This window comes from Actinacidiphila acididurans (genome assembly GCF_016918855.1).
GTDB classification, from domain to species: domain Bacteria; phylum Actinomycetota; class Actinomycetes; order Streptomycetales; family Streptomycetaceae; genus Actinacidiphila; species Actinacidiphila acididurans.
In genome coordinates this window covers 412,276-436,521 of the sequence record NZ_JADKYB010000006.1, presented here as the reverse complement: position 1 = coordinate 436,521, position 24,246 = coordinate 412,276, and the positions used below count along the sequence as shown (strand labels likewise).

The following is a 24,246-nucleotide window of genomic DNA, read 5'->3' as shown; positions in this document are numbered from 1 at the left end:
TGGCCGTTCGCCGAGTCCGGGCGACACCGCGCGCCGCGGTTGCCGGTCCGGTGGCCGAACCGCCGCCTTGCCGCGGGCATTTCCGGGCGAGGTTGCCCGAACTCCTGCTGCGTGCCCGGCTTCCGGGCTAGGTTCCGTCGTCATGCACCCGTCCAGCGGCGCAGCGTGCCGCCGGGCGGGCCCCCACCGGACGAACGGAGACCCCATGGTTCGGCTCCCGCGCCCGCCCGGCAGGCGCGCCCTGGCCGCCACCGCCGGCCTGACCCTCGCGGCCGTGCTGGCCGCCCTGCCCAGTACCGCCTCGGCCCGTACGACGCAGGCCGCCGCGCCGCGCGCCGACGGGCCGTTGCTGTCGTACGTCGTCAACACCGCGAGCGGCGCCGGCACGCTGCGGCACGTCGAGCAGGCGATAGCCGGCGCCGGCGGCCAGGTGGTGATCGCCTACGACCGGATCGGCGTGATCGTGGTGCACTCGGCGAACCCGGACTTCGCCGCCACGCTCCGGCGGGTGCCCGGCGTGCAGAGCGCGGGCGCCACCCGGACCGCCGCGCTGTCGGCGACGGCCACCGACGAGGTGGGCGCGCCGGAGAAGCTGACCGCGGCCCAGGTCGCCAAGTTGACGGCGACGGCCGCGCCCGGCCAGGAGCCGCTGGAGGCCGACCAGTGGGACCTGCGGGCGATCCGCGCCGACAAGGCCGCCGCGGTGAACCCCGGCAGCCGCTCGGTGACGGTCGGCATCATCGACACCGGCGTGGACGACACCCACCCGGACCTGGCCGCGAACTTCTCCGCCGGCCAGTCGGCGGACTGCGTCGGCGGCGTGCCGGACACCTCACCGGGCGCCTGGCGGCCCTGGGACCCGGCGGTGGACTACCACGGCACCCACGTGGCCGGTGAGATAGCCGCCGCGCGCAACGGCGTCGGCGTGGCCGGGGTGGCGCCGGGCGTGCGGATCGCCGCGATCAAGGTGAGCGAGCCGGGCACCGCGCTGTTCTACCCCGAAAGCGTGGTGTGCGCCTTTGTGTTCGCCGCCGACCACGGCATCGCGGTGACCAACAACAGCTATTACATCGACCCCTGGTTCTACAACTGCCTGGACGACCCCGACCAGCGGGCGATCGTGGACGCGGTGCAGCGCGCGGCGGCGTACTCCGAGCGCAAGGGCGTGCTCAATGTCGCGGCGGCGGGCAACGCCGGTGACGACCTGGCCGCGCACGCGCTGACCGACGCCTCCAGCCCGGACGACTCCACCGCGGTCACCCGGACCGTGGACCCGCACACCTGCCTGGACATCCCGGCGCAGTTGCCGGGCGTGGTCACGGTCGCCGCGACCGGTGTGCAGGACCTGAAGTCGTACTACTCCAGCTACGGGCTCGGCGTGATCGACGTGGCGGCGCCCGGCGGCGACAAGTACCAGATCCCGAACACCCCGTCCGCGAACGGCCGGATCCTGTCCACGCTGCCCGGCGGGCAGTACGGCTTCCTCCAGGGCACCTCGATGGCGACCCCGCACGTGGTGGCGGTGGCCGCGCTGATCAAGAGCCGCCACCCGCACGCCTCGCCGGCCGCGATCCAGGCACTGCTCAAGGCCGAGGCGCACAACCCGGGCTGCCCGACCGGGCTGTACGACCCGGACGGCAACGGGGTGCAGGACGCCACCTGCACCGGCCCGCAGCGCTGGAACAGCTTCTACGGGGCCGGCATCGTGGACGCGCTGAACGCGGTCACCCGCTGAGCACCGTGGCCGATGTGCTGAGCGCGGCCCTCACCCGCTGAGCACCGCCGGCGGGCGCTCCCCCTCGGGGCCGGTCACGGCTTCGGGGGCGGGGCGCCAGCCGGGGCCCAGCACGAGGTGGCGCACCCGGTCCGGCCAGGAGCGGGCGGCGGCCAGGTCGCGGGCGATCGCGGCGTACTCGTGGGTGGCCACCCGCAGCGGGTTGAAGGTGCCGATGTTCTTGGTCAGCCCGTAGACCGGCCGCCTGGTCTCCGGGGTGAAGCTGCCGAACGCCCGGTCCCAGAGGATGAGGATGCCGCCGAAATTGCGGTCCAGGTAGCCGCCCTGGGAGGCGTGGTGGACCCGGTGGTGGGAGGGGGTGTTGAGGACGAACTCCACCGGCCGGGGCAGGGTGCCGATCCGCTCGGTGTGGATCCAGAACTGGTAGACGAGGTTCACCGAGGAGCAGAAGGCCAGCGCCGCCGGGTGGACGCCGAGCGCCACCATCGGCAGGAAGAACGGCCAGGAGGTCAGGCTGGTCCAGGGCTGCCGCAGCGCCGTGGAGAGATTGAAGTTGCGGCTGGAGTGGTGCACCACGTGGCAGGCCCACAGGATCCGGATCACGTGATGGCCGCGGTGCGACCAGTAGTACAGGAAGTCCTGGGCGAGCAGCATCAGCGCCACCGTCCACCAGTGCACCGGCACCCGCAGCGGAGTGACCGCGTACAGCGCGGAGTAGACGGCCACCACCGGGATCTTCCACAGCGCGTCGGTGAACAGGCTGCCGAATCCCATGGACAGGCTCGTCGCGGTGTCCTTGCCGGTGTACCCGGCGGCGTCCTCGTCGGGATGGATCCGGTAGCTCACCATCTCCACGACGGTGAGCAGCACGAAGGCCGGTATCGACCACAGCACGGCATTGGGCAGGTGTGGCATGTCCGCACCATAGGAGCGGTACGGCGGGGTGGCCAGGGCTTGTTACCGGTCGGTACGGGATTGGCGTGAATACGCCGCCCCGCAGGGGCCGGGTTCCGGGCCCGGCTCCCGGCAGGAACGGTTCGCCGGGCGGTAGGAACTCCGGGCCGGCGCACGGCTGTCGGCGAGGACCCCTATATTCGGTGACCATGCCGGACAACCTGACCGCGAACCCGCTGGGGGCCGCCCCGCCGACTCCGTGGCCCGTGGGCTACCCCGAGGGCTACGCGGTGGTCGACGTGGAGACCACCGGCCTCGGCAGGGACGACAGAATCGTGTCCGCCGCGGTCTACCGGCTCGATGCCCGCGGGGAGGTCCAGGACCACTGGTACTCGCCGGTCAACCCGCAGCGCGACCCCGGCCCGGTGTGGATCCACGGCCTGACCGGGACGATGCTCGCCGACGCCCCGCTCTTCCCGGAGATCGCCGCCGAACTGGCCGACCGCCTGGCCGGCCGCGTCCTGGTGGCGCACAACGCGGTCTTCGACTGGTCCATGCTGGCCCGCGAGTTCGCCCGGGCCGGCACCACGGCCGCGGTGCAGCACCGGCTGTGCACCATCGTGCTGACCAAGGCCCTCGGCCTGCCGCTGGCCAACCACAAGCTGGAGACGCTGGCCGCGCACTACGGGGTGGTGCAGCGCCGGGCCCACCACGCGCTGGACGACGCCCGGGTGCTCGCCGAGAGCTTCCGGCCCAGCCTGCACCTGGCGGCGGAAGCCGAACTGCCGTTGCCGCTGCACCCCTGCCTTCCGGTCACCGAGTGGTCCGACGCCCCGGCCGCGCGCCCGGGCCGGCTGTACGGTCCCGGGCCGCGCTCCGGCTGGCGGCCCGCCCGCCGCCGCCCGCCGTGCCCGTACCCCAACCCGGGCCGGCTCGCCCCGGGCGGGCCGCTGGTCCAGGGCATGCGGGTGGCGTTCACCGGGGACACCGGCATCGACCGCGAGCTGCTGGAGGACCGGGCCACCGAGGCGGGCCTGCACGTCGCCACCTCCGTCAGCCGGCTCACCTCGCTGCTGGTCACCAACGACCCCGGCGGCCCGACCACCAAGGCGGTCCGGGCCCGGCAGGTCGGCACCCCGGTCATCGACGAGCGGGCGTTCACCGAGCTCCTCAAGGCCGTCGTCCCGGCGCAGGGCGTGCACGGCTGAGGCACGCGACCGTACGACGGGGCCGGACGCGGGCGGTACGCCCGTACGCCCTGGCCGGGCGCGAACCCGTGCGCGGACCCGTACGCGGACGCCGCGGCCGGGGCGGTGCGGCCGATCAGGTGGCGTGCGGGCGACGCGCCCGGCCCCGGGTTGCCGGGAGCGGGCCGGGACCGCAGCCTGGCGGCATGGCCAGATGCGAAGTGTGCGGGAACAACTACGACATGAGCTTCGAGGTGCACACGCAGGGCGTGGTGCACGTCTTCGACTGCTTCGAGTGCGCGGTCCACCGCCTGGCGCCGATCTGCGAGCACTGCCGGGTGCAGATCATCGGCCACGGGGTGGAGGTGGACGGCCGCTGGTACTGCGGCGGCCACTGCGCGCGTGCCGAGGGCGGCACCGGCATCGTGGACCACACCGGGTCCCCCACCTCGGTCTGAGGTCCGGCCCGCGGACCCCGCGGACCCGTCGAACCCCGCGGGTCGCCCTGGTCACCCGTGTCCCGGGCCCCTGCCCGCGGGCGCCGCGGGACCGAGATGTACCGTCGTGGGGTGTACCGCTTCCTGTTGTCCCGCCAGTGGGTGATCCTCACCCTGCTCGGCCTGGTGATGATCCCTGTGATGATCAGGCTGGGCTTCTGGCAGCTGCACCGCCATGAGCACAGGGTGGCGAACAACAAGATCATCGCCGCGGCCCTGAAGGCTCCCCCGGTCCCCGTGGAGACCGTGACCCACCCCGGCTACAGCGTGCCGCACAAGGACCTGTACAAGGCGGTGAGCGCGCGCGGTCACTTCGACACCGCGCACGAGGTCGTCGCCCGGCACCGGACCGCGGGCGCGGTCAGCAGCGACGACCAGGACGGCTCCGGCGGCCAGCAGGTCGGCTACCACGTGATCACCCCGTTCGTCCTGGACGACGGCCGGGCGATCCTGGTCAACCGCGGCTGGATCGACGGCGGCGACAACCCGTACGCGCTCCCGAAGATCCCAGCCCCGCCGTCCGGCGAGATCACGGTGATCGGGCGGCTGCGGCCGGACGAGACCAGTTCCGAAACCGGCATCCGCAACGTCAAGGGCCTGCCGCCGCGTCAGATCATGCTGATCAACAGCACCATGCTGGCCAAGCAGGTGCCCGACCCGCTGCTCGGCGGCTACCTGGAGATGGTCTCGGCCGCCGGCCGCACCCCGACCTCGCCCGCGCTGATCCCCGAGCCCGACCACAGCAGCATCGGCCCGCACCTGGCGTACGCCATCCAGTGGTGGCTGTTCTCCGCGATGGTGCCGGTCGGCTGGGTGGTGCTGCTGCGCCGCGAACGCGCCGACATCCTCGCCGCCCGGGCCAAGAAGGCCGCCGAGGAGGCGCCGCGCGAACCCGAGGACAGCGTCCCGGCCGCGGCGGGTACGTGACCGCGTCGGGTATCTGACCACAGCGGGTATGCGACTGCGCGTATGTGACCACCGGCCGGGGTGACCAGCCTCTGGACCGGACAGCGACAGGACGACGGGAAAGGCGGCGGGGCCGGAACAGTGGCAGGACGGATCGAGGACTACGCGCTCATCGGTGACCTGCAGACCGCCGCGCTGGTGGGCCGGGACGGCTCCATCGACTGGCTGTGCCTGCCTCGCTTCGACTCCGCGGCCTGCTTCGCCGCGCTGATCGGCGACGCGGACAACGGTTACTGGAAGCTGGCCCCGCGGGACGGCGGCCCGTGCACGCGCCGCTCGTACCGCGGCGACACCCTGGTGCTGGACACCTTCTGGGAGACGCCCACCGGCGCGGTGAAGGTCACCGACTTCATGCCGCAGCGGGACAAGGCGCCGGACGTGATCCGGATCGTGGAGGGCCTGTCCGGCGAGGTCGCAATGCACGGAGAGCTGGCGCTGCGCTTCGACTACGGCGCGGTGGTGCCGTGGATGCGGCGCACCGACCACCACCGGGTGGCGATCGCCGGGCCGGACTCGGTGTGGCTGCGCAGCGAGCCGCCGGTGCCGATGGCCGGCCGCGACATGCGCACGTACGCGGACTTCACGGTCACCGCGGGCGAGCAGGTGGCCTTCGTGCTCACCTGGCACCCCTCGCACGAGCGGACGCCCCGCCTCGTGGAGCCGTACCAGGCCCTGGAGCAGAGCATCCAGGACTGGACGGACTGGTCGGCGCAGTGCCGGTACGAGGGCCCGTGGCGGGCGCAGGTGCTGCGTTCGCTGATCACCCTCAAGGCGCTGACGTACGCCCCGAGCGGCGGGATCGTGGCCGCCGCGACCACCTCGCTGCCCGAGGAGATCGGCGGGGTGCGCAACTGGGACTACCGCTTCTGCTGGCTGCGCGACGCGGCCCTGACGCTGAACGCGCTGCTGGCCGGCGGCTACCTGGACGAGGCGCGGTCCTGGCGGGACTGGCTGCTGCGCGCGGTGGCCGGCGACCCGGCCGACCTGCAGATCATGTACGGCATCGCGGGCGAGCGGCGGCTGCCCGAGTACGAGGTGCCGTGGCTGGGCGGGTACGAGGGCTCGACGCCGGTCCGGGTCGGCAACGCGGCGGCCGGGCAGCTCCAGCTCGACGTGTACGGCGAGGTGCTGGACTCGCTGTTCCTGGCCCGGCAGCGGGGCATGGACGACAAGGCGCACGCCTGGAACCTGCAACGGGCGCTGATGGACTTCCTGGAGACCAAGTGGCGCGAGCCCGACGAGGGCCTGTGGGAGGTCCGCGGCCCGCGCCGGCACTTCGTGCACTCCAAGGTGATGGCGTGGGTGGCCGCCGACCGCGCGGTGCGCACCCTGGAGGGCAACCCGGCGCTGCGCGGCGACCTGGCCCGCTGGCGGTCCATGCGGGCGCAGGTGCACGCCGAGGTGTGCGAGAAGGGCTACGACCCGGTCCGCAACACCTTCACCCAGTACTACGGCTCCCGGGAACTGGACGCGGCCACCCTGCTGATACCGCAGACCGGTTTCCTGCCGCCCACCGACCGGCGGGTGCTGGGCACGGTGGCGGCGGTGCGGCGCGAACTGGACCACGGCGGCTTCGTACGCCGCTACAGTCCGGACTCGGGCGGCGTGGACGGCCTGACCGGCAGCGAAGGCGCCTTCCTGGCCTGCTCGTTCTGGCTGGCGGAGGCGCTGCACACCAGCGGGCAGGAGGACGAGGCGCGCGAGCTGTTCGAGAAGCTGCTCGGGCTGCGCAACGACGTCGGGCTGCTGTCGGAGGAGTGGGACCCGGACGCCGGGCGGCAACTGGGCAACTTCCCGCAGGCGTTCAGCCACATCGGGCTGGTCAACACGGCACTGACCCTGTCGGGCAAGCAGAGCGGAAGGCTGCACTGAAGTGGATCTCGGGCTGACGGACCGGGTGTACATCGTCACGGGCGCGAGCCGCGGGCTCGGGTTCGCCGCCGCGCGCGAACTGGCGGCCGAGGGCGCGCGGCTGGTGATCTCCGGCCGCACGCAGGCGTCCGTCGAGGCGGCGGCGCGCGAACTGGGCGGACCCGGCCGGGCGGTGGGGGTCGTCGCGGACCAGGCCGACCCGGCCGCGCCCGCCCGGCTGCTCGACGCGGCCCGCGGTGCCTTCGGCCGGGTGGACGGTGTGCTGATCAGCGTGGGCGGGCCGCCCGCGGGTCCGGCCACCGACATCACCGACGAGCAGTGGACCGGGGCGTTCGAGTCGGTGTTCCTCGGCGCGGTACGGCTGGCCCGCGCGGCGGCCGGCGCGCTCGGCGAGGGCGGCACCATCGGCCTGGTGCTCTCCGCCTCCGTGCACGAGCCGATACCGGGCCTGGCCGTCTCCAACGGCCTGCGGCCGGGGCTGGCCGGCTTCGCCAAGACCCTGACGGCCGAACTCGGCCCGCGCGGGATACGGGTGGTGGCCCTGCTGCCCTCGCGCATAGACACCGACCGGGTACGGGAGCTGGACGCGCTCGGCGGCGACCCGGCGCTCGCCCGGGAGCGGGCCGGCGCCCGTATCCCGCTGCGCCGTTACGGCACCCCGGAGGAGTTCGGCCGGGTGGCCGCGTTTCTTCTGTCTCCGGCCGCGAGTTATCTCACGGGCACCTTGCTGCCGGTGGACGGGGGCGCGCAGCTGTCGCTCTGACCGGGCGCCCTTCGACGTATCGCCCGGGTGGGCCGCCGGGCTCACCCGGGTCGGCTCACGCGGGTCAGGTCACCCGGTCAGGTCACGCGGGACGGCTTGTGCCGGACCGGGCGCAGGCGGGCCTCGGCGGGCAGGGCGTCCAGGCCGGCGGAGGTGCGGGCGCGGGCCAGGCCCGAGGTGTCGAGGTTGGCCAGCACCTCGTCGGGGGTGGCGTGCGGGGCCAGGCCCAGCACCAGCCGGGCCTGCGGGGTGCCGCGCTTGCCGACCAGGGCGGTGTTGGCCCACTCCACGCCCTCGAACGCCTCCGACTCGGAGGTCAGCACGCTCTCCAGGGCCCGGCCGCGCAGCAGCGCGCCCTGGCCGTCGCCGCTGTCCACCCGGATCTGGCGCAGCCGCTTCGTGCGGAGCTGGGCGAGCAGCCACCACAGCGAGCCCAGCACCAGGATGGCCAGAGCCGCGATCACCGAGGGCCACCACCAGTCGTGGGAGCGGTAGCGGGTGCGGTCGTGCTTGGTGAGCAGCACGTCCCGGGAGTTCATGTACGGCCACCAGTGCGGCAGCGTGAAGTCCCAGTGCTGCTGCAGGTTCAGACTGCCCACCAGCACCGACAGCCCGAGCACCAGCAGCACCAGGCCGGTCAGGCCCAGCAGCACCCGGTTGACGACGGTCCGCACGCCCTCACCCCTTCTTCCGGTTCTTCCTCGCCCCGCGTCCTCACGACGCCTTCGTCCCTCGCCCTCATGCCGTCCGCGCCTACGCCTTCTTCTCGGCCCGGTGCACGCGCACGGTCAGGTCCGGCGGCCGGGCCAGCCCGAGCTGCCGGACCGCGTCGCCGAGCGCCGCGGTCAGGTCCCGGCGTACGTCCTCCAGGTCGCGGAAGTGCGACGCGGCCCGGGCGGTGATCCGGCGGCGGCCGACCACGACCCGGGCCCAGCGGATGCCGGCGACCTCCATCGCCCGGTCGCGCAGCACGAGTTCGGCGGCCCGCCGGTCCAGTCCGGCGCGCACCGTGGTCGGGCCGCGCCGGACCATCGGCAGCAGTCCGCGCTCGCCGGGGGTGAGCGCCAGCACGAGCAGCCACAGGCCGAGCGCGGCGGCCACCGAGGCGCCGACGATGATCCACACGTTGCCCAGGTGCCGGGTGGCGAGTTCGTCGGCGAGCCGGACCCGCCACTGCATGGCCTTGCGGTCGGCGCGCACCGACGCGATGTCGTACAGGAACAGGCCGGACAGCGCCAGGGCGGCGGCAGCGGTGATCGCGGCCGGCACCCGGCGGCCGGACCAGAACCGGCGCGCCTTCACCTGCCCGGGCTCGTCGGAGCTCACCGCGTACGGAGGGATGCGCTCGGGTTCGGGGCGCTTCTCGATGCTGACCTTGCCGGGGCCGGCGGCCTGTTCCCGACCGCTCTCCCCACCGTCCTCGCCGCCTCCGGGGCCGGATTCCGGTCCGTCCCCGGAGGGCGCCGGGGGCTCCTCGTCGCTCACTCCACCCTCCCCTCGTCCCGGCGGCGGGCCGCCGCCGAGTGCAGCCGTTCGACCTCCACGGCCACCTCGGGCACGTCCATGCCCGTCAACGCCGCGACCTTGTCCGTCACATGACGCCGCACCGAGCCGCAGACGGCGCCGATGTCGGCCGGATACCCCAGTTCGAGGGTCAGCCGCAGCCGCGCCGCGTCCCGGGTACCGCTCTTGCGCACCGAAACCGAAGCGTGCGGCGTGGTGCCGCGGGGCACCAGGTCCGCGCCCGGCACGTCCGACAGCACCTCACCGGCCGCCTGAGCGGCGATCTTCGCGACCACCCGGTCCGCGATGCGCAGGCTGCCCCGGTCGGCGGCGGGCAACTGCGCGGGGACGGCTGCCGCCATCAACGGCGCCGGTCACGGTCGCGGTCCCGGGAACGGAAGAACTCCCCCGGTTCGAGATCACCATCGATGAACTTGCCCGCCACGAAACCGACCGCTCCCAGCGCCGCCACCAGCAGGAACGCCCCGAACCCACCGAAATATCCGGCGAAGCCCAGCGCCATCCCGACGACCAGGCCGATCACCGCCATACTCATTCCGCGCACTCCGTCCCCTAACCGTCCGCACCGGCGCGGCCGTCCGCTCGTCGACTGTCCGCACGTGTGTTGGACCCGCTACTGAACCCTTTGCTCACGCTCTTCCTCATCGGGTTCGTCCGGCAGTTTGACATCGTCGACGGCGACGTTGACCTCGACGACCTCCAGACCGGTCATCCGCTCGACGGCGGCGACCACGTTCTCCCGTACCGCGCGGGCGACCTCGACGATCGAGACGCCGTAGTCCACCACGATGTCCAGGTCGAGGGCGGTCTGCACCTCGCCGACCTCGGCCTTGACGCCCCGGGTGACCGACCGGCCGCCGCCCGGCACCCGGTCGCGGACCGCGCCGAAGGTACGGGCCAGTCCGGTGCCCATGGCGTGCACGCCCACCACGTCGCGCGCCGCGAGCCCGGCGATCTTCTCGACCACGCCGTCGGCGATGGTGGTGCGGCCCCGCGAGCCCGGATCGCCGAGCGCCCTGCGCCCCGCGCCCTTCTCCAGGGTTCTGCCCTCGGACGAGCCGTCCGGTTCCGGCCGGTTGTACTGCGCGGTCTCGGTCATTGCGAGTCGTCCCTCCGTATGGACTGATCCATGTTCCACACTAGGTCCGCGTGCCGCGCCCCGCCGCGGGGATGCGGCCAGTGGATGACCCCGGCCGCCGATCGGGTGACCGGCCAGTGGAGGCGATATCCGTGACCATGCCATCTCCCGCGACTTCCGCCGCGTCGGCGGACCCGTTGACCCGTGCGGTGCGCGAGCAGGTGGCCCTCGGCCGCCTCCTTCCCCTGGGGGGCGCCGACGACACGTCATGGATCACCGAGAACGCGGCGGTACGGGTGCTGCGCCGGGCCTGTGCGGGGCTGCCGGGGATACGGCTGGGCGCGGTGGACGCGGCGCTCGACATGCCGTCGCCCGACACGCCCCTGGCCGCGCCCGCTCCCGGCGCACCCGCCGGGGCCCTGCCGCACGTACCGGTCCGGATCTCGGCGGCCTTCGAGGCCGGCATCGACGAGCCACTGCCCGCCGTCGCCGAACGGCTGCGGTCCGCGCTGTGGTCGGCGGCGACCGATCTGCTCGGGCTCGCCGTCACCGCGGTGGACCTGCGGGTGACCGGCCTGCTCGACGGGCCGCAGCCGGCCCCGCCCGCCGACGCCCCCGTCGCGGCCGGGCCCGCGGTCTCCGGCGGCGACCCCGGCGGCCCACTGGAGGTGGCGGCCCTCGCCGTGCCCGGCGTGGTGGGCCTGACCGCGGCCCTCGCCGGCTTCGGCTCCGGTCTGCGCGTCCTCGACGCCACCGCCGACGACCGCCACCCCGGCCGCCGCGTCCAGATCCAGATCGCCGTCGCCCCCGGCCTGGTCCCCCTCCAAGTCGCCCGCCAGGTCGCCACCGCGGTCACCACCGCGGGTGCCCCTGGCCCCGTCACGGTAGCGGTGCTGGTCACGGATGTCGGGTGACCCACCGCTGCGCGGTTCGCCGGGAGCAGTCAGGGGCGCGGGGAACTGCGCGCTCAGCCACATCCGTGGCGCGGGTCGTCACCGCCCCAAAGGGGCAATTGCTGTCGTGTCCGGACCACCGGCCGGTGAGTGGCTGATCGCGCCCACGCGGCGCCAGCCGCATATCAACAACAGCCCCGCGCCCCTGCGGGGCGCTCTCGCCGGCGGGCGGGCCCGCTACTCCCCCAGGCCCGCCAGATCGCGCAGGCGGCGGCCCTGGGCCTCGCGTTCGGCGGCGTGCTGTTCGGCGGGGGTGTTGTGGCGGGCGGAAAGGAGGAGGGCCTTCGTCTCGTTGACAGCGGCGCGGGGAGCCGTGAGGAGGCCGGCCACCAGGTCCTTGACGGTGGCGTCGAGTTCGGCGGCGGGTACGACCACCGTGGCCAGGCCGATCCGTTCGGCTTCCGCGGCGCGCACGAAACGGCCGGTCACGCAGATCTCCAGCGCGCGGGCGTAGCCGACCAGGTCCACCAGCGACTTGGTGCCGGTCAGGTCCGGCACCAGGCCCAGGCTGGTCTCGCGCATGGCGAACTGCACGTCGTCGGCGCAGACCCGCAGATCGCAGGCGAGGGCCAACTGGAAACCGGCGCCGATCGCATGCCCCTGGACGGCGGCGACCGTGATCACGTCGGTGCGCCGCCACCAGGTGAACGCCTCCTGGTACCGCGCGATGACCGAGTCGAGTTCCTGCTCCGGATACCGCGCGAGATCCAGGAACGACGGCTCCCCGTCGAAGCCCTCGGGCGTGAACGCCTGCCGGTCGAGCCCCGCGGAGAAGGACAGCCCTTCACCGCGCAGCACCACGACCCGTACCTGCCCGGGCAACAGCCGACCGGCCTCGGCGAGGGCCCGCCACAGTGCGAACGACTGCGCGTTGCGCTTGGCCGGGTTGGTCAGGGTGACGTTCGCGACGGTGTCGTCGACGGTGAGCCGTACTCCGTCACGATCGAGCAACGTGTTGTCTTTGGGCATCGAGCGCCTCCGAGCGGACCACGGACAGGACTACCGAAGAGTAACCAGCCATGGGCCACGGCGTGCCCCCGGGTACGGACGGGTCCGGACCCGCCGGGGCGCAGCTGCCGGGTCGGATACGCCGCCCAGCCCGCGGGGGTCAGGCCGCGGTGGCCTTCTTGCCCCGTGTGGCACCGCCGCGACCACGCAGGGTCACACCGGACTCGCTGAGCATCCGGTGCACGAACCCGTACGAGCGGCCGGTCTCCTCGGCCAGCGCCCGGATGCTCGCACCGGAGTCGTACTTCTTCTTCAGGTCTGCCGCGAGCTTCTCGCGCGCGGCGCCGGTCACCCGGCTGCCCTTCTTCAGAGTCTCGGCCACCCGTGCCTCCTCAAGGGAAGTGCGCTATGGACTCTCATGATCACCCCTAAGTGCCGTCCTGGCCACCCATTCGACAAGGTCCGTCAGGGGACATTCGCACCGTGAATGCCGAGATGGAGCCCGCGCAAGGGCCGGGCGGGCGGTTTTCCGGCCCGGCAATTCCGTACCCGGTTCGGGCTTCGGGGAATATTTGCAGGTCAGCCGTGGTTGGTAAGGGGTTTGCCGTGGTCACGGGGCTGATCGTCGGCGCGGCGGCGGACCGGACGCGGTCCACCGCCCCGGTACCAGCCGGACTCACGCAGATGAAGGATCAAGGATGGGCCGAATGATCGATTCGGCATGCGTGCGGAGCCCGGCCGCGGGCCCCGCACACGGTCAGCGGCGGTCAGGCCCCGCTCATGCCAGGGCCACCAGGTCCGCGTACTCCTGGCCCCACAGGTCCTCGACGCCGTCCGGCAGCAGGATGATCCGCTCGGGCTGGAGGGCCTCGACCGCGCCCTCGTCGTGGGTGACGAGCACGACCGCGCCGGTGAAGGTGTGCAGCGCGCCGAGGATCTCCTCGCGCGAGGCCGGATCGAGGTTGTTGGTGGGCTCGTCGAGCAGCAGCACATTGGCGCTGGAGACCACGAGCGTGGCCAGCGCCAGCCGGGTCTTCTCGCCGCCGGACAGCACGCCGGCCGGCTTGTCCACGTCGTCGCCGGAGAACAGGAAGGAGCCGAGGATCTTGCGGATCTCGGCCAGGTCGGTGTCCGGCGCGGAGGAGCGCATGTTCTCCAGCACGGTGCGCTGCGGGTCCAGGGTCTCGTGCTCCTGGGCGTAATAGCCCAGCTTGAGGCCGTGGCCGGGGGTGACCTCGCCGGTGTCGGGCTTCTCGATGCCGGACAGCAGCCGCAGCAGGGTGGTCTTGCCGGCGCCGTTGAGGCCGAGGATGACCACCCGGGAGCCGCGGTCGATGGCCAGGTCGACGCCGCTGAAGATCTCCAGGGACCCGTAGGACTTGGACAGGCCCGAGGCCATCAGCGGGGTCCGGCCACAAGGCGCGGGCTCGGGGAAGCGCAGCCGGGCCACCTTGTCGGCCTGCCGGGCGTCCTCCAGCCCGGACAGCAGCTTCTCCGCGCGGCGCGCCATGTTCTGCGCGGCCACGGTCTTGGTGGCCTTGGCACGCATCTTGTCGGCCTGCGAATTCAGCGCGGCGGCCTTCTTCTCGGCATTCGCCCGCTCGCGGCGGCGCCGTTTCTCGTCCGCCTCGCGCTGCTCGAGATACAGCTTCCAGCCCATGTTGTACACATCGATCCGGGACCGGTTGGCGTCCAGGTAGAACACCTTGTTGACCACGGTGTCGATGAGTTTGACGTCGTGCGAGATGACGATGAACCCGCCGCGGTACGTCTTCAGGTAGTCGCGCAGCCAGGCGATGGAGTCGGCGTCCAGGTGGTTGGTCGGCTCGTCCAGCAGCAGCGTGTCGGCGTCGGAGAAGAGAATCCGGGCCAGCTCCACCCGGCGCCGCTGGCCGCCGGAGAGGGTGTGCAGCGGCTGGCCGAGGACCCGGTCGGGCAGGCCGAGCGCGGCGGCGATGGTGGCGGCCTCGGCCTCGGCGGCGTATCCGCCCTTGGTGAGGAATTCCGTCTCCAGGCGGGCGTATTTCTTCATCGCGGTCTCGCGGGTGGCGCCCTTTCCGGTGGCCATCCGCTGCTCGTTCTCGCGCATTTTGCGCAGCACCGTGTCCAGGCCGCGGGCGGACAGGACGCGGTCGCTGGCGAGCACGTCCAGGTCGCCGGTGCGCGGGTCCTGCGGCAGGTAGCCGACCTCGCCGGAGCTGGCCACGGATCCGGCGGCGGGCAGCCCCTCACCGGCCAGGACCTTGGTGAGGGTGGTCTTGCCGGCGCCGTTGCGGCCGACCAGACCGATGCGGTCGCCCTTGGCGACGCGGAAGGAGGCGGACTCGAGAAGGATGCGGGCGCCGGCGCGCAGCTCGATGCCGGTGGCAGTGATCACGGAAAGAACTCCAGGACGGGACGGACGACTGTCGGGGGGCGTCGAGGTCGTGCGTCGCCGCTAATCAAGGAGGAGAACTGCCATGCGACGAGTCTACTGGGGGGCGGCAAGCGGTTTACCGGGCACGAGCGGGCAGATGTGGCGCGTATCACACATAATTGACGTATCGGGACGCACGATCCGACTCGCCACCGAGGAGGCGGCACCCATGGCCGGCCCGCCCATCGTCTGCCCGTCGCTGCGCTACCAGGACGCCAAGGGCGCGATCGCCCTGCTCAAGGAGGCGTTCGGCTTCACCGAGCTGGCACGTTACGAGAACGAGGACGGCACGGTCGCGCACGCCGAACTCGCCCATGGGGCGGGGGTGGTGATGCTCGGCACAGCCAAGGAGGGCCCGGACAGCGAGTACGGCCGGGCCGTGCGCGGGCTCGGCCCGACGCAGGTGTACGTGGTGGTGGACGACGTGGACGCGCACCACGACCGGGCGGCGGCCCTCGGGGTGAAGATCGTCATGCCGCTCACCGACCAGGACTACGGGTCGCGGGAGTACGCCGCCCGCGACGCCGAGGGCAACCTGTGGACCTTTGGCACCTACGCACCCGAACCGGTGTCGTCCTGACCGGTCACGGCGACCATGGCGGCAGCCGGTACGGCCGTACGGACCGCCGGCGCGCGCCCCGCCGCTGAGCGGTGACGCGCGTCACGTGCGGCCGGAAGTCGCCCCTTGCGCTACGCCTCGCCGGTGTGCACCTGGAAGGCCGCGCGGCGCATCGCCTTGGCCAGCGCGGGGTCCGGGTGCGCGGCGGCCAGCGCCACCAGCACCTGCACGGTGCGCGGGTGGCCCACGCCCCTGACCTCCTCCAGCAGCCCGGGCACCGAGCCCTGCACGGCGGTCTCCAGGTGGCTGACCAGCAGGTGGTCCTCGCCGTGGTCGGCGACGGCCGCGGCCGTGTCGATCCACAGCCAGGTGGCCTCCTCGCGGGTCAGCAGCGCGGTGGCGGCGTCCGGGTCGTCGCCGTCGAGTTCGGCCAGCCACAGCACCGCGTACGGACGCAGCACCGGCTCGTCGACCACCGCGCTCACCGCGGCCTCGGCCGGGTCGCCGACCACCCGCAGCGCCTCGAAGGCCAGCCCGCGCAGCAGCGCGTCGTCCCCGCGCGCGGTCTCCAGCAATTCGGCCACCGCCGGGCCCACCGGCCGCGCCGCCAGCCACGCCCGGTACTCGGCCCGGGCCTGACTGGGCGACAGCGTGGCGCAGGCGCGCAGCATGGTCGCCGCCGACTGCTCCATGTGGCCGGCCGGGCCCTGCGCCGCCACGCAGATCTGCTCCAGCTTCACCCACACCGCCCAACTGCCCAGGGGGGTCAGCGTCACCTCGTCCGGCCGCCGCGCCTCGCGCGGCCGCAGCGCTCCCACCAGGGCTCCCGCCTCCAGCGCCCATTCGAGCAGCCCGGGCAGCGGGTCACCGTCAGCCGGCGGCTCGTGCCGCTCGGTACGCAGCTCGGCCACCCGCTGGCGCAGCAGGTCCAGCAGGGTGTCCAGCGCCACCGGCCCCTGCGACAGATGCAGGAAGGACAGCAACTGCGGTACGGCCTCGACCACTTCGGCGACCAGCGCCGGGTCGGGCTCGGCGCCGCCGCCGGGCGGGGGGCCGGGCAGGAAGGGGTGGGCCAGCGACCAGGCGTCGAAGAGGGCGACCCAGCCGCGCAGCACCGCGGTGTCGTCGTCGTCCCAGGCGCGCAGCCGCCAGCCGGGCCGGGCGGTGCCGCCGTGCAGCTCGATCAGGCCGGCCAGCCGGGCCCGGTCCCATTCGGTCCGCACCTGACGGGCGGTCATCGCCAGCGCCCCGGCCGCCTCGGCGACCGCGGCCCCGGGAAGTATCCCGGTGGTGCCCGCGGCGCCCGGGCCGGTGCCCGCCCAGTGCGCGAGCCGTACGGCGTCGGCGAGTTCGGCCCGGGCGAGGCGGGCGAGTTCGGGGACCGAGGGGGTGCCCTCGGGCGGGCGCGGAGGTCGGGACCTGCGCGTCGTGGCGGTCCGGCGGGCCGCGGTCAGCGGCCTGCGGGGGACGAGGCGGAGCGGAGTGTCTCGCGGGCTACGGGACGTCACTGGAGAAGTCTCCCCGCTCTGCGGCCAGAATCCCAATCGCGCACCCCACCGCGCTCACATGAGCGGCGTGAGGAAGCGCCGCAGCGCCTCTTCGTACCCCTTCGGGTCGGCGTTCCACATGGCCGCGTGGGGGGCGCCCGGCACCTCGTGGAAGGCGGTACGGTCCGGGTGCCGCGCGGCCAGCGCCCGGGAGGCGTCCCACGAGGCGAAGGTGTCGTCGGGACCGTGCACGATCAAGGTGGGCTTGACCGGGTCCGGCGGTGCGGCCGCGTCCGTCTGGCGGGCGGCCTGGAGACCCGCGCGGCCCTCGGCGGCGCGCACCGCCAGCGGGCGCAGCGCGGAGGGCAGGCCCCGGCTGGTCACCGCCGCTTTGACGGTGGAGCGCCAGTCCAGCACCGGCGAGTCCAGCACCAGCCCGGCCACCCTGCCCCGTACCGGGGAGCGGTCCAGCGCCCACAGCGCCATGGTGGCGCCGGTCGACCAGCCGTAGAGCACGATCCGCTTGGCCCCGTTGTCGGCCGCGTACTGCATCGCCGCGTCCAGGTCGTGCCATTCGGTGTCGCCGAGGTGGTCCAGCCCGTCCGGGGAGGCCGGTGCGCCCGGGTCGTTGCGGTAGCCCAGCACCAGGTGCTGGAAGCGGAAGCGGTGCAGCACCGGCACCACGTTGAGGGCTTGTTCGCGGGTGGTGCCCAGGCCGTGCACGCTGATCACCCAGGTGCTGCGGGCCCCCGGCAGGTACCAGGCCGGCAGCGGGCCGAGCTCGCCCGGGACCTCCACGTCCGTGAAGTCCAGGCCGAAGGCTCTGCCCGGGTCCCCGCAGTACGCCTGCGCGCTCATCCGCACGAAGCCGCCTGGCGCGATCTCGCCGCGCTGCACCCGGGTCAGCCGCCGCGTCACCGCATACTGCTCCTGCTCGATCACGTCGCCGACGGTGGCATGGGTGTCGATCCCGACCAGCCCGTACACCCCGTGCCGGGCCGAAGCGGCGGTCCGCGTCAGCACGATTGTGTCCTTGCCGGCCTCCCGCACCGCGATCAGCCCCTCGGGCTGCGGCCCGGCCACCGACGGCTTCAGAGCGAACCCCGACACGTACCGGCCGGCCGCCAACGCGGCCGTGCCGGCACCTACCAAAGCCGTGGCCGCCACCGCCACGGCAACTCGAGGTCGCACGCCCTCCAGTGTGGCTCCGACGCCCGCGTGATGCCAGAGAGGGCGTCCACCTGGGGGAACGGGGGTGCGGGCCCTCCGGGCCCCGGGCCGGGGGCGGCGCCGTCCGTGGTGTTCGCGCGCTTCGCCCCGGGCAGGCCCTGCCGCTCACCGGCGGCTTGGCACCGCCGGTCCACACCGTCGTGGTTTCGCGCCGTCGCGGCGGCGTGAGGGGCCTGGCGGCCCCTCACGAACCCCGCTCGCGCTATGCGCGCGGCGCCGCCGGCGGGGGTGCCGGGGCCCGGCGGCCCCCACGCCCCGCCGGGCCCCCGGCCCGGGCAGGGTCAGGTGAGGGCGGCCGGGTCGGGGAGGGGGGTCTTGGGGAGGGGGGCGACCTCGGAGGTGCCGCCGTCCAGGCGGTCCCAGAGGGAGAGGAGGGGGGTGGCCATGACGGTGGTGACGACGGCGACGACGACGAGGACGGTGAACATGGAGCGGGAGACGATGCCCTCGGCCAGGCCGACGTTGATGGCGATGAGCTGCATGAGGCCGCGGGCGTTCATCAGGGTGCCGATGCGCAGGGAGGTGGGCTGGTCCTGGCCGGAGAGGCGGGCGGCGAACCAGCAGCCGCCGAGCTTGCCGATGACGGCGGCGAGGGTGCAGCCGCCGGCGAACAGGAGGAGGGCGGGGTCGCCGAGGAGGCCGGTGTCCGTGTTGAGGCCGGAGTAGGTGAAGAACAGCGGCAGCAGCAGGGTGCTGCTCAGCGGGTCCAGGCCGGCGAGGGTGCGGGCCATGCGGGGTGTGCGGGGGAAGGCCGCGCCGAGGCTGAAGGCGCCGAACACCGCGTAGAGGCCGATCCGGTCGGTGTACCAGGAGGCCAGGCACAGCAGGAGCAGGACGGCCAGCACCAGGTACTCGTCGGAGAGCCGGTCCATCAGCCGCGTCAAAGCCGGCCGCAGCCGTACGAGCACGGTCAGCACCACGACCAGGCCCAACGCGCCGACCGCAGCCAGCACCACCGGGCCGGCGCTGCCGCGGGCCATGCTGACCACCGCGGCCAGCAGGATCCACGCGGTCACGTCGTCCAGCGCGCCCGAGGCGAGCGAAAGGGTGCCGAAGCGGGTCTCGGACAGGCCGCGCTCGGTGATGATGCGGGCCAGCATGGGGAAAGCGGTGATCGCCAGCGTGACCCCGACGAACGCCACGGTCACGTGCAGCGGGACCCCGGGCGGCGAGGTGTCCACCGACCCGTGCACGGCCCAGGTCAGGCCCGAGCCGAGCAGCAGCGGCAGGGCGATCCCGGCGGCCGAGACCGAGGCGGCGGACCGGGCGGACAGGCGGATCCGTTCGACCGGGAACTCGTACCCGGCCCGGAACATGAACAGCGTCAGGCCGAGCTGCCCGGTCACGTAGAGCACCGGGCGCATGGCGTCGGGGAACACATGGTGCTCCATGCCCGGGGCGATCGCGCCGAGCACGGAGGGGCCGAGCACCACGCCCGCGATCATCTCGGCCACCACCGGCGGCTGCCCGAGCGGACGCAGCAGCAGGGTCAAGGCCTTGCAGACCAGCAGGATGACGACGACGGCGAGCAGGAACGCGGTGCCCAGAGCTGTGTTGGACATGGCGGAATCGCCCTTCGGCGGAGGCGGGGGGACGGGCCGGCGGGAGGGGACGCGCGGCGGTACGGGTGCACGAGGGTCGGGCGTACGAGGGTGTGGGCCCGGCGGACCCGGCCACGGGGGCGGGCCGAGTCCACCGGTGCTGCGGGGGGCGGCGCGGGGCCGCCCCGGACCGGGCCGGGGCACGATTCAGACCCTGGTCTGGTCCGTTCAGGCCCCGTCGGGCCGGTGGTACGGGCAGCCCGGGGGCGGGGCCGTGGCAGTCGTAGCGGTCGCAGCGGCGAGCGGGGCGCCCTCCGTGTCGTGGGACCCGAACCAGGTCTCGGCCATGCGGTCGCGGCGGGCCCGGGTCACCATCCAGGTGCCGAGGCCGAGTTGGAGCAGGCTGCGGCCGGTGTCCTCCCAGCGGTCGCGCAGCTTGAGCAGGGCGAGGGCGGCCGGGCGGGCGCCGGTCGGGAGGCGGTGGCCGCGGCGGACGAGGAGGGCGGGGCCGCGGTGCGGCATGGACCGGGAGTGCGAGACCGAGGAGTGCAGGGTGTAGCGGCGCAGCACCTCCCGGGTGGCCGCGCGCATGATCAGCGGGGCGAGCCGCCAGGCGGGACAGGGCCGGTTGGCGGCGACGCCGAACGGGATGTGGTGGGCGTCCTTCGCGGAGATTCGGTCCCAGCGGCCGGGGTCGAACACCTCCGGGTCGGTGTACCCGGTGGCGTGGTAGGAGGGGTAGTCGAAGCACAGGACGGTGCCGGCCGGGAAGGTGACGCCGTCGCCGAGGTCGATGTCCGCGGTGGTGATCCGGTGCGCGATGCCGAACAGCGGATACATCCGGAACGTCTCGTTCATGACGTTGCCGAGCACGCGGTCGTCGTCGGGATCGGCGGCGGCGAGCTCGCGTTGCAGATCGGGGTGGGTGGCGAGCACCAGCAGCAGGTGCGCCATGGCCTCGGACATCTGCACGACGGCGGTGTTGAAGAACGTGCCCTGGAGGTAGTGCGCCCGGTCCAGCGGGGTGGCCAGCTCGGCGGGCAGCTCGTGCGGCACGTCGCCGGCCGCGAGCCGGCCCAGCAGGTAGCGGGTCAGCCGCTCGCGCCGGTCCAGGTGGCGCAGCCGGGTGTTCTTCAGGGAGTTGATCACGTCCTCGGCGTTGTCCACGATGAGCCGGCGGGCCCGCGGCGGGCACGGCTCGCGGAACACCATCTCGTAGAAGAACTCCGCCCACACCGGCATCATCAGGTCGCGCAGCCGGACCAGAGTGACCTCGCCGGGGGCGAGTTCGTCCAGGACGGCGGCGGCGCACCGGGTGGCCGCGGCGCTCAGCTCGGCGCTGGGGCCGGACAGGAGTTCGCTGGTGGTCCGGGCGACCGCGGTGTAGCGCGGGCCGGGTTCCAGGTGCTCCTGGTGGACCTCGGGGCCGGGCGAGAGCCAGTACCAGAACAGGTCGGACAGGCCCGCGCCCTTGCTGCGGCCGTTCGCGGCCGGGTGCGCGTACAGCTCGGCGAACCGCTCCGGGGGCACCTGCGCGTTGGGGACGACGATCCCCTCGGGGCCGTTGACCACGGCGAACACCTTGACCCGCAGCGCGACGACGGCCTTGGGCAGCCAGTACGGGGCGGACAGCGCCGCGGCCGCGGCGGCGGTACGTCTCAGCACGCCGGCACCTCCCGGATTCCGCGGGCGACGACCTGGTCGGGGGCGAGGTCGGCGCGGTCGCGCGCGCCGCACAGGGTGAGCACGTGCGCGGTCTGCTCGCGCAGGGTCCGCAGCACCCGGGCCACGCCGTCCTCGCCCTCGGCGGCCAGCCCCCACAGCACCGGGCGGCCCACGGCGACCGCGGTGGCACCCAGCGCCAGGGCGGTCACCACGTCGGAGCCGGTCCGCACCCCGCCGTCGAGCAGCACCGGGATGCGCCCGGCGATGGCTGCGACGACCGCGGGCAGTGCCTCGACCGTGGCCGGGGCCGCGTCCAACTGGCGGCCGCCGTGGTTGGAGACCACCACCGCGGCCAGGCCCTCGTCGGCGGCGCGGGCCGCGTCGGCGGGGTGCAGTACACCCTTGAGGACCACCGGCAGCCGGGTCAGCTCGCGCAGCCGGCGCAGGTCGGCCCAGGACAGGGCGGGCGACATGGCGATCGGTCGGGTGCCGCCGGGCGGGGTGCCGGGCAGGTCGCGCATGTTCTCCGCGGCGTAGCCGGGCGGCAGGTCGTGGAAGCCGTTGCGCTCGTCGCGCCCGTGCCGGCCGAAGACCGGGGAGTCGGCGGTGACCACCAGGGCGGTGCAGCCGGCCGCTTCGGCCCGCCGTACGAGTTCGGCGGTCACCTCCGGCTCGGGCTGGAGGTAGAGCTGAAACCACACCTGGGCGTCCGGCCGTACGTCCCGGGCCGCGGCCGTCACCTCGGCGACCGCGGTGGTCGCGGCCATCGAGGCGATCAGTACGGTGCCGGCCGCCGCGGCGGCCCGGGCGGTGGCGACTTCGCCGTCGGGGTGGGCCAGCCGGTGGAAGGCGGTGGGCGCGACCAGGACCGGGGTGTCCAGGTCCGCGCCCAGCAGGCGGACGGCGGTGCTCGCCTGGCCGGCGCCGGCCAGGATCCGCGGGAGCAGCGCCAGCCGGGCGAAGGCCCGCTCGTTCTCGGCGAGCGCGGTCTCGCTGTCCGCGCCGCCCTCGTAGAAGTCCCGGATCACCGGGTCGAGCAGGGAACGGGCCTTGTCCCGCAGTTCGCGCAGTGCGGCGCCGCCGCCCGGCTCCCGCGGGCGGTCCGGCGCGGCGCCGGCGGCGGTCACGACCGGTCCGCGCCGGCCGACGGCTCGGCAGCGTCGTCGGCCCGCGGGACACCGTGCTGCGCCAGGAAGCGGACCAGGGGCGCCCGGTGGACGTCCGGGCTGTCCCACTCGTTCTCGAGGTTCTCCGTGACGTGGTGCTCCGCGAGCGGCTTGCCGTCCTGGAACAGCCGGACCACCGGGTGCAGGTAGCGGCCGTCGAGCCCGCTGGTGTCCTGCTGCGAGACGCGGCCGGCGGAGACGTCGAAGGGGTTCACCTTGTCGTGGTCGGCGCCGTATTCCAGAGTGAGCGTCAGGTAGCGGTCGACCGGCCCGAACACCCCGTCACCGGTGGCCTGGTGGAGGTAGTCGACCGGCACCTCCTCGTGGTGGACCGGAGCGGCGCCCGGGTTGAGCAGGACGGCGTCGGACATGACGGCGAACAGCTGCCACAGCGCGGAGGTGCGGTTGGCCCGCGCGAGCAGCGCGTCGGCCAGGCCCTCGGAGGTGGTGGGCAGGTCACGGCCCGGCCAGGGGGTGGCGTGATAGCGCTGCTCGGTGATGCGGTGCAGCGCCCGCGCGCCGTAGCGGAAGCCGTGGATGAACCCGCTGGTGGATTTCTTGAAGTCCCGCATCTGGGTCACGGTGCCGGTGAAGTACACATCGGGGACATTGGTGGATTCCCAGGCCTCGGTCTGCGCCGGGAAGCGGTCCTTGATGGTGAGTTCCGGACGGCATTCGGGGGCGAAGATGCTCGCGTCGAAGCGGAAACCGGTGGCCAGGATCACCCGGTCGTACTGGATCTCCTTGACCACTTCCCTGACCCGGGCGAATTTCACCGCGACCCGGTACGGGCCGTCCGGCGAGTCCCGCCGGATGTACTGGATGTCGCCGTCCAGCAGGGCGTTCTCGGACTTGAGCTGGTAGGTGTCCAGGAAATTGTTGTTGACGGCCCGCAGGTGGCCCACGAAATGGGTCTGCCAGGCCAGTTTCAGCGAGCCGGGTCCGGCCATGTGGATCACCGCGGCGGTTTCCACCAGATTGTCGGCGGTCTCGAAGGCGGAATTCCCGCGGCCGATGATGAGCACCCGCTTGCCGGTGAAGTCGGCCGGGTCCACCGACACCTCGGTGTAGGTCTCGGCCAGCTCGGCGCCCTCGATGGGCGGCACGTAGGGCAGGGTCACGCCGGTGGACACGATCAGCCGCTTGGCCCGGATCTCGTTGCCGTCCCCGTCCACGGCGGTGAAGTCGCCGCCGGTGGTGCCGGTGGATTCCGCGGCCGGGGCCGGGTCGCGGGTGATCCGCGCGATCCGGGTGTCGTACCGGATCTTCAGCCGGTGGGTGGCGGCGAAGTCGGCGAGGTAGCGGACCAAGTCGTCGGCGGCCGGGAAGTAGCGCTTGCTGAAGGACGAGAAGAGCGGCGCGCCTTCTTCGGTCAGCAGGGAGTTCCAGTCGACCCGCAGCTTCATCTCGGGGTCGGTCCAGCCGGAGTGGACCTTGTTGATGGATATCAGGGTCCGGTGCCGCGGAAATCGGGTGAAAAAGGTCCCCGGCGCACTTCCTGCCTCGACCACCAGATAGTTCCGTCCGGCTCTTTCCAGAAAATACGCCGCCTGGAGCCCCGACGGTCCGGCCCCGATCACGAGGTAATCGACCTGCTCTGCAGCGGACATGGTCCCTCCCTGGTCATGAGACGGCTGGGCGCCAGCGTAGTTGAGAGTTAAAAGAGACCTCCAGCATCAGTGAACGTGATCCATATCACACGCCCCACGGGCCCCGGCACGACCGAAACCACCCCATTGCCGCGGCCGCAATGCCATCCTTTCTC

Annotated in this window: 23 protein-coding genes; 8 read left to right on the top strand and 15 right to left on the bottom strand. The window is 73.4% G+C overall.

What is annotated here, in order from left to right; translation table 11 throughout:
- Window positions 1-205: 205 nt before the first annotated feature.
- Window positions 206-1,735: a S8 family peptidase gene (locus ITX44_RS14240; protein WP_205357524.1), complete on the top strand. Its 1,530-nt coding sequence runs from the start codon at window positions 206-208 to the stop codon at window positions 1,733-1,735.
- A gap of 30 nt (window positions 1,736-1,765) precedes the next feature.
- Here ITX44_RS14240 and ITX44_RS14235 read toward each other — a convergent pair whose 3' ends face one another.
- Complete coding sequence (locus ITX44_RS14235) at window positions 1,766-2,650, bottom strand: sterol desaturase family protein (RefSeq protein ID WP_205357523.1); 885 nt, start codon at window positions 2,648-2,650, stop codon at window positions 1,766-1,768.
- A 188-nt stretch (window positions 2,651-2,838) separates the two neighbouring features.
- Between ITX44_RS14235 and ITX44_RS14230 the strand changes: the two genes are divergently transcribed.
- From ITX44_RS14230 to ITX44_RS14210, 5 genes are all read left to right on the top strand, one after another.
- Window positions 2,839-3,837, top strand: coding sequence for a DEDDh family exonuclease (locus tag ITX44_RS14230; protein WP_205357522.1), 999 nt, complete (start codon window positions 2,839-2,841; stop codon window positions 3,835-3,837).
- A gap of 185 nt (window positions 3,838-4,022) precedes the next feature.
- Complete coding sequence (locus ITX44_RS14225; protein WP_205357521.1) at window positions 4,023-4,274, top strand: metallothionein; 252 nt, start codon at window positions 4,023-4,025, stop codon at window positions 4,272-4,274.
- A gap of 111 nt (window positions 4,275-4,385) precedes the next feature.
- Complete coding sequence (locus ITX44_RS14220; RefSeq protein ID WP_205357520.1) at window positions 4,386-5,240, top strand: SURF1 family cytochrome oxidase biogenesis protein; 855 nt, start codon at window positions 4,386-4,388, stop codon at window positions 5,238-5,240.
- Between the two features lie 120 nt (window positions 5,241-5,360).
- Window positions 5,361-7,151 (top strand): glycoside hydrolase family 15 protein, encoded by a 1,791-nt coding sequence (locus ITX44_RS14215; RefSeq protein WP_205357519.1) that lies wholly within the window; start codon window positions 5,361-5,363, stop codon window positions 7,149-7,151.
- A gap of 1 nt (window position 7,152) precedes the next feature.
- Window positions 7,153-7,914 (top strand): SDR family oxidoreductase, encoded by a 762-nt coding sequence (locus ITX44_RS14210; RefSeq protein WP_205357518.1) that lies wholly within the window; start codon window positions 7,153-7,155, stop codon window positions 7,912-7,914.
- 77 nt (window positions 7,915-7,991) lie between these two features.
- On the opposite strand, the gene amaP is transcribed toward ITX44_RS14210, so the two are convergent.
- The 5 genes from amaP to ITX44_RS14185 all read right to left on the bottom strand — a co-directional run bounded on the left by amaP (window position 7,992) and on the right by ITX44_RS14185 (window position 10,537).
- Entirely contained in the window at window positions 7,992-8,588 is a 597-nt protein-coding gene (gene amaP, locus ITX44_RS14205) for an alkaline shock response membrane anchor protein AmaP (protein ID WP_205357517.1), read from the bottom strand.
- 79 nt (window positions 8,589-8,667) lie between these two features.
- On the bottom strand, window positions 8,668-9,399 hold the full coding sequence (locus ITX44_RS14200) for a DUF6286 domain-containing protein (RefSeq protein WP_205357516.1): 732 nt from the start codon (window positions 9,397-9,399) through the stop codon (window positions 8,668-8,670).
- Window positions 9,396-9,779 carry an Asp23/Gls24 family envelope stress response protein gene (locus ITX44_RS14195; protein WP_205357515.1) on the bottom strand — a complete coding sequence of 128 codons (384 nt, stop codon included), beginning with the start codon at window positions 9,777-9,779 and terminating at the stop codon, window positions 9,396-9,398. The genes ITX44_RS14200 and ITX44_RS14195 overlap by 4 nt, the downstream gene beginning before the upstream one ends.
- Window positions 9,779-9,973: a hypothetical protein gene (locus ITX44_RS14190; protein WP_205357514.1), complete on the bottom strand. Its 195-nt coding sequence runs from the start codon at window positions 9,971-9,973 to the stop codon at window positions 9,779-9,781. Before ITX44_RS14190 ends, ITX44_RS14195 begins: the two co-directional genes overlap by 1 nt.
- A 78-nt stretch (window positions 9,974-10,051) precedes the next feature.
- The gene (locus ITX44_RS14185; RefSeq protein ID WP_205357513.1) at window positions 10,052-10,537 is read right to left on the bottom strand and encodes an Asp23/Gls24 family envelope stress response protein; all 486 of its coding nucleotides are present in this window, start codon (window positions 10,535-10,537) and stop codon (window positions 10,052-10,054) included.
- A 137-nt stretch (window positions 10,538-10,674) separates the two neighbouring features.
- Here ITX44_RS14185 and ITX44_RS14180 point away from each other — a divergent pair, with 137 nt between their 5' ends.
- Window positions 10,675-11,430, top strand: coding sequence for a nucleopolyhedrovirus P10 family protein (locus tag ITX44_RS14180; RefSeq protein ID WP_265934218.1), 756 nt, complete (start codon window positions 10,675-10,677; stop codon window positions 11,428-11,430).
- 216 nt (window positions 11,431-11,646) lie between these two features.
- Here ITX44_RS14180 and ITX44_RS14175 read toward each other — a convergent pair whose 3' ends face one another.
- From ITX44_RS14175 to abc-f, 3 genes are all read right to left on the bottom strand, one after another.
- The gene (locus tag ITX44_RS14175; RefSeq protein WP_205357512.1) at window positions 11,647-12,438 is read right to left on the bottom strand and encodes an enoyl-CoA hydratase/isomerase family protein; all 792 of its coding nucleotides are present in this window, start codon (window positions 12,436-12,438) and stop codon (window positions 11,647-11,649) included.
- Window positions 12,439-12,577: 139 nt separating this feature from the next.
- Window positions 12,578-12,799 carry a helix-turn-helix domain-containing protein gene (locus ITX44_RS14170; protein WP_177246478.1) on the bottom strand — a complete coding sequence of 74 codons (222 nt, stop codon included), beginning with the start codon at window positions 12,797-12,799 and terminating at the stop codon, window positions 12,578-12,580.
- Between the two features lie 396 nt (window positions 12,800-13,195).
- Window positions 13,196-14,794, bottom strand: a complete 1,599-nt coding sequence (abc-f, locus tag ITX44_RS14165; protein WP_205357511.1) for a ribosomal protection-like ABC-F family protein — start codon at window positions 14,792-14,794, stop codon at window positions 13,196-13,198.
- 208 nt (window positions 14,795-15,002) lie between these two features.
- On the opposite strand from abc-f, the gene ITX44_RS14160 reads away from it, so the two are divergent.
- Entirely contained in the window at window positions 15,003-15,413 is a 411-nt protein-coding gene (locus tag ITX44_RS14160) for a VOC family protein (protein WP_205357510.1), read from the top strand.
- 110 nt (window positions 15,414-15,523) lie between these two features.
- Here ITX44_RS14160 and ITX44_RS14155 read toward each other — a convergent pair whose 3' ends face one another.
- The 6 genes from ITX44_RS14155 to ITX44_RS14130 all read right to left on the bottom strand — a co-directional run bounded on the left by ITX44_RS14155 (window position 15,524) and on the right by ITX44_RS14130 (window position 24,091).
- The gene (locus ITX44_RS14155) at window positions 15,524-16,900 is read right to left on the bottom strand and encodes a hypothetical protein (protein WP_205357509.1); all 1,377 of its coding nucleotides are present in this window, start codon (window positions 16,898-16,900) and stop codon (window positions 15,524-15,526) included.
- Window positions 16,901-16,954: 54 nt separating this feature from the next.
- On the bottom strand, window positions 16,955-18,070 hold the full coding sequence (locus ITX44_RS14150) for an alpha/beta hydrolase (protein ID WP_205357508.1): 1,116 nt from the start codon (window positions 18,068-18,070) through the stop codon (window positions 16,955-16,957).
- 320 nt (window positions 18,071-18,390) lie between these two features.
- On the bottom strand, window positions 18,391-19,671 hold the full coding sequence (locus ITX44_RS14145; protein WP_205357507.1) for a cation:proton antiporter: 1,281 nt from the start codon (window positions 19,669-19,671) through the stop codon (window positions 18,391-18,393).
- Between the two features lie 207 nt (window positions 19,672-19,878).
- Window positions 19,879-21,315: a cytochrome P450 gene (locus ITX44_RS14140; protein ID WP_205357506.1), complete on the bottom strand. Its 1,437-nt coding sequence runs from the start codon at window positions 21,313-21,315 to the stop codon at window positions 19,879-19,881.
- Window positions 21,309-22,442: an alpha-hydroxy acid oxidase gene (locus tag ITX44_RS14135; RefSeq protein WP_307795264.1), complete on the bottom strand. Its 1,134-nt coding sequence runs from the start codon at window positions 22,440-22,442 to the stop codon at window positions 21,309-21,311. Before ITX44_RS14135 ends, ITX44_RS14140 begins: the two co-directional genes overlap by 7 nt.
- Window positions 22,439-24,091, bottom strand: a complete 1,653-nt coding sequence (locus tag ITX44_RS14130; protein ID WP_205357505.1) for an NAD(P)-binding domain-containing protein — start codon at window positions 24,089-24,091, stop codon at window positions 22,439-22,441. Before ITX44_RS14130 ends, ITX44_RS14135 begins: the two co-directional genes overlap by 4 nt.
- Window positions 24,092-24,246 lie beyond the last annotated feature (155 nt).

Bases quoted from the DNA above. Each gene is read 5' to 3' on its own strand.
- ITX44_RS14240 (WP_205357524.1), top strand. From the start codon at position 206: ATGGTTCGGCTCCCGCGCCCGCCCGGCAGGCGCGCCCTGGCCGCCACC.
- ITX44_RS14235 (WP_205357523.1), bottom strand. From the start codon at position 2,650: ATGCCACACCTGCCCAATGCCGTGCTGTGGTCGATACCGGCCTTCGTG.
- ITX44_RS14230 (WP_205357522.1), top strand. From the start codon at position 2,839: ATGCCGGACAACCTGACCGCGAACCCGCTGGGGGCCGCCCCGCCGACT.
- ITX44_RS14225 (WP_205357521.1), top strand. From the start codon at position 4,023: ATGGCCAGATGCGAAGTGTGCGGGAACAACTACGACATGAGCTTCGAG.
- ITX44_RS14195 (WP_205357515.1), bottom strand. From the start codon at position 9,779: ATGGCGGCAGCCGTCCCCGCGCAGTTGCCCGCCGCCGACCGGGGCAGC.
- ITX44_RS14190 (WP_205357514.1), bottom strand. From the start codon at position 9,973: ATGAGTATGGCGGTGATCGGCCTGGTCGTCGGGATGGCGCTGGGCTTC.
- ITX44_RS14185 (WP_205357513.1), bottom strand. From the start codon at position 10,537: ATGACCGAGACCGCGCAGTACAACCGGCCGGAACCGGACGGCTCGTCC.
- ITX44_RS14180 (WP_265934218.1), top strand. From the start codon at position 10,675: ATGCCATCTCCCGCGACTTCCGCCGCGTCGGCGGACCCGTTGACCCGT.
- ITX44_RS14175 (WP_205357512.1), bottom strand. From the start codon at position 12,438: ATGCCCAAAGACAACACGTTGCTCGATCGTGACGGAGTACGGCTCACC.
- ITX44_RS14160 (WP_205357510.1), top strand. From the start codon at position 15,003: ATGGCCGGCCCGCCCATCGTCTGCCCGTCGCTGCGCTACCAGGACGCC.
- ITX44_RS14145 (WP_205357507.1), bottom strand. From the start codon at position 19,671: ATGTCCAACACAGCTCTGGGCACCGCGTTCCTGCTCGCCGTCGTCGTC.
- ITX44_RS14130 (WP_205357505.1), bottom strand. From the start codon at position 24,091: ATGTCCGCTGCAGAGCAGGTCGATTACCTCGTGATCGGGGCCGGACCG.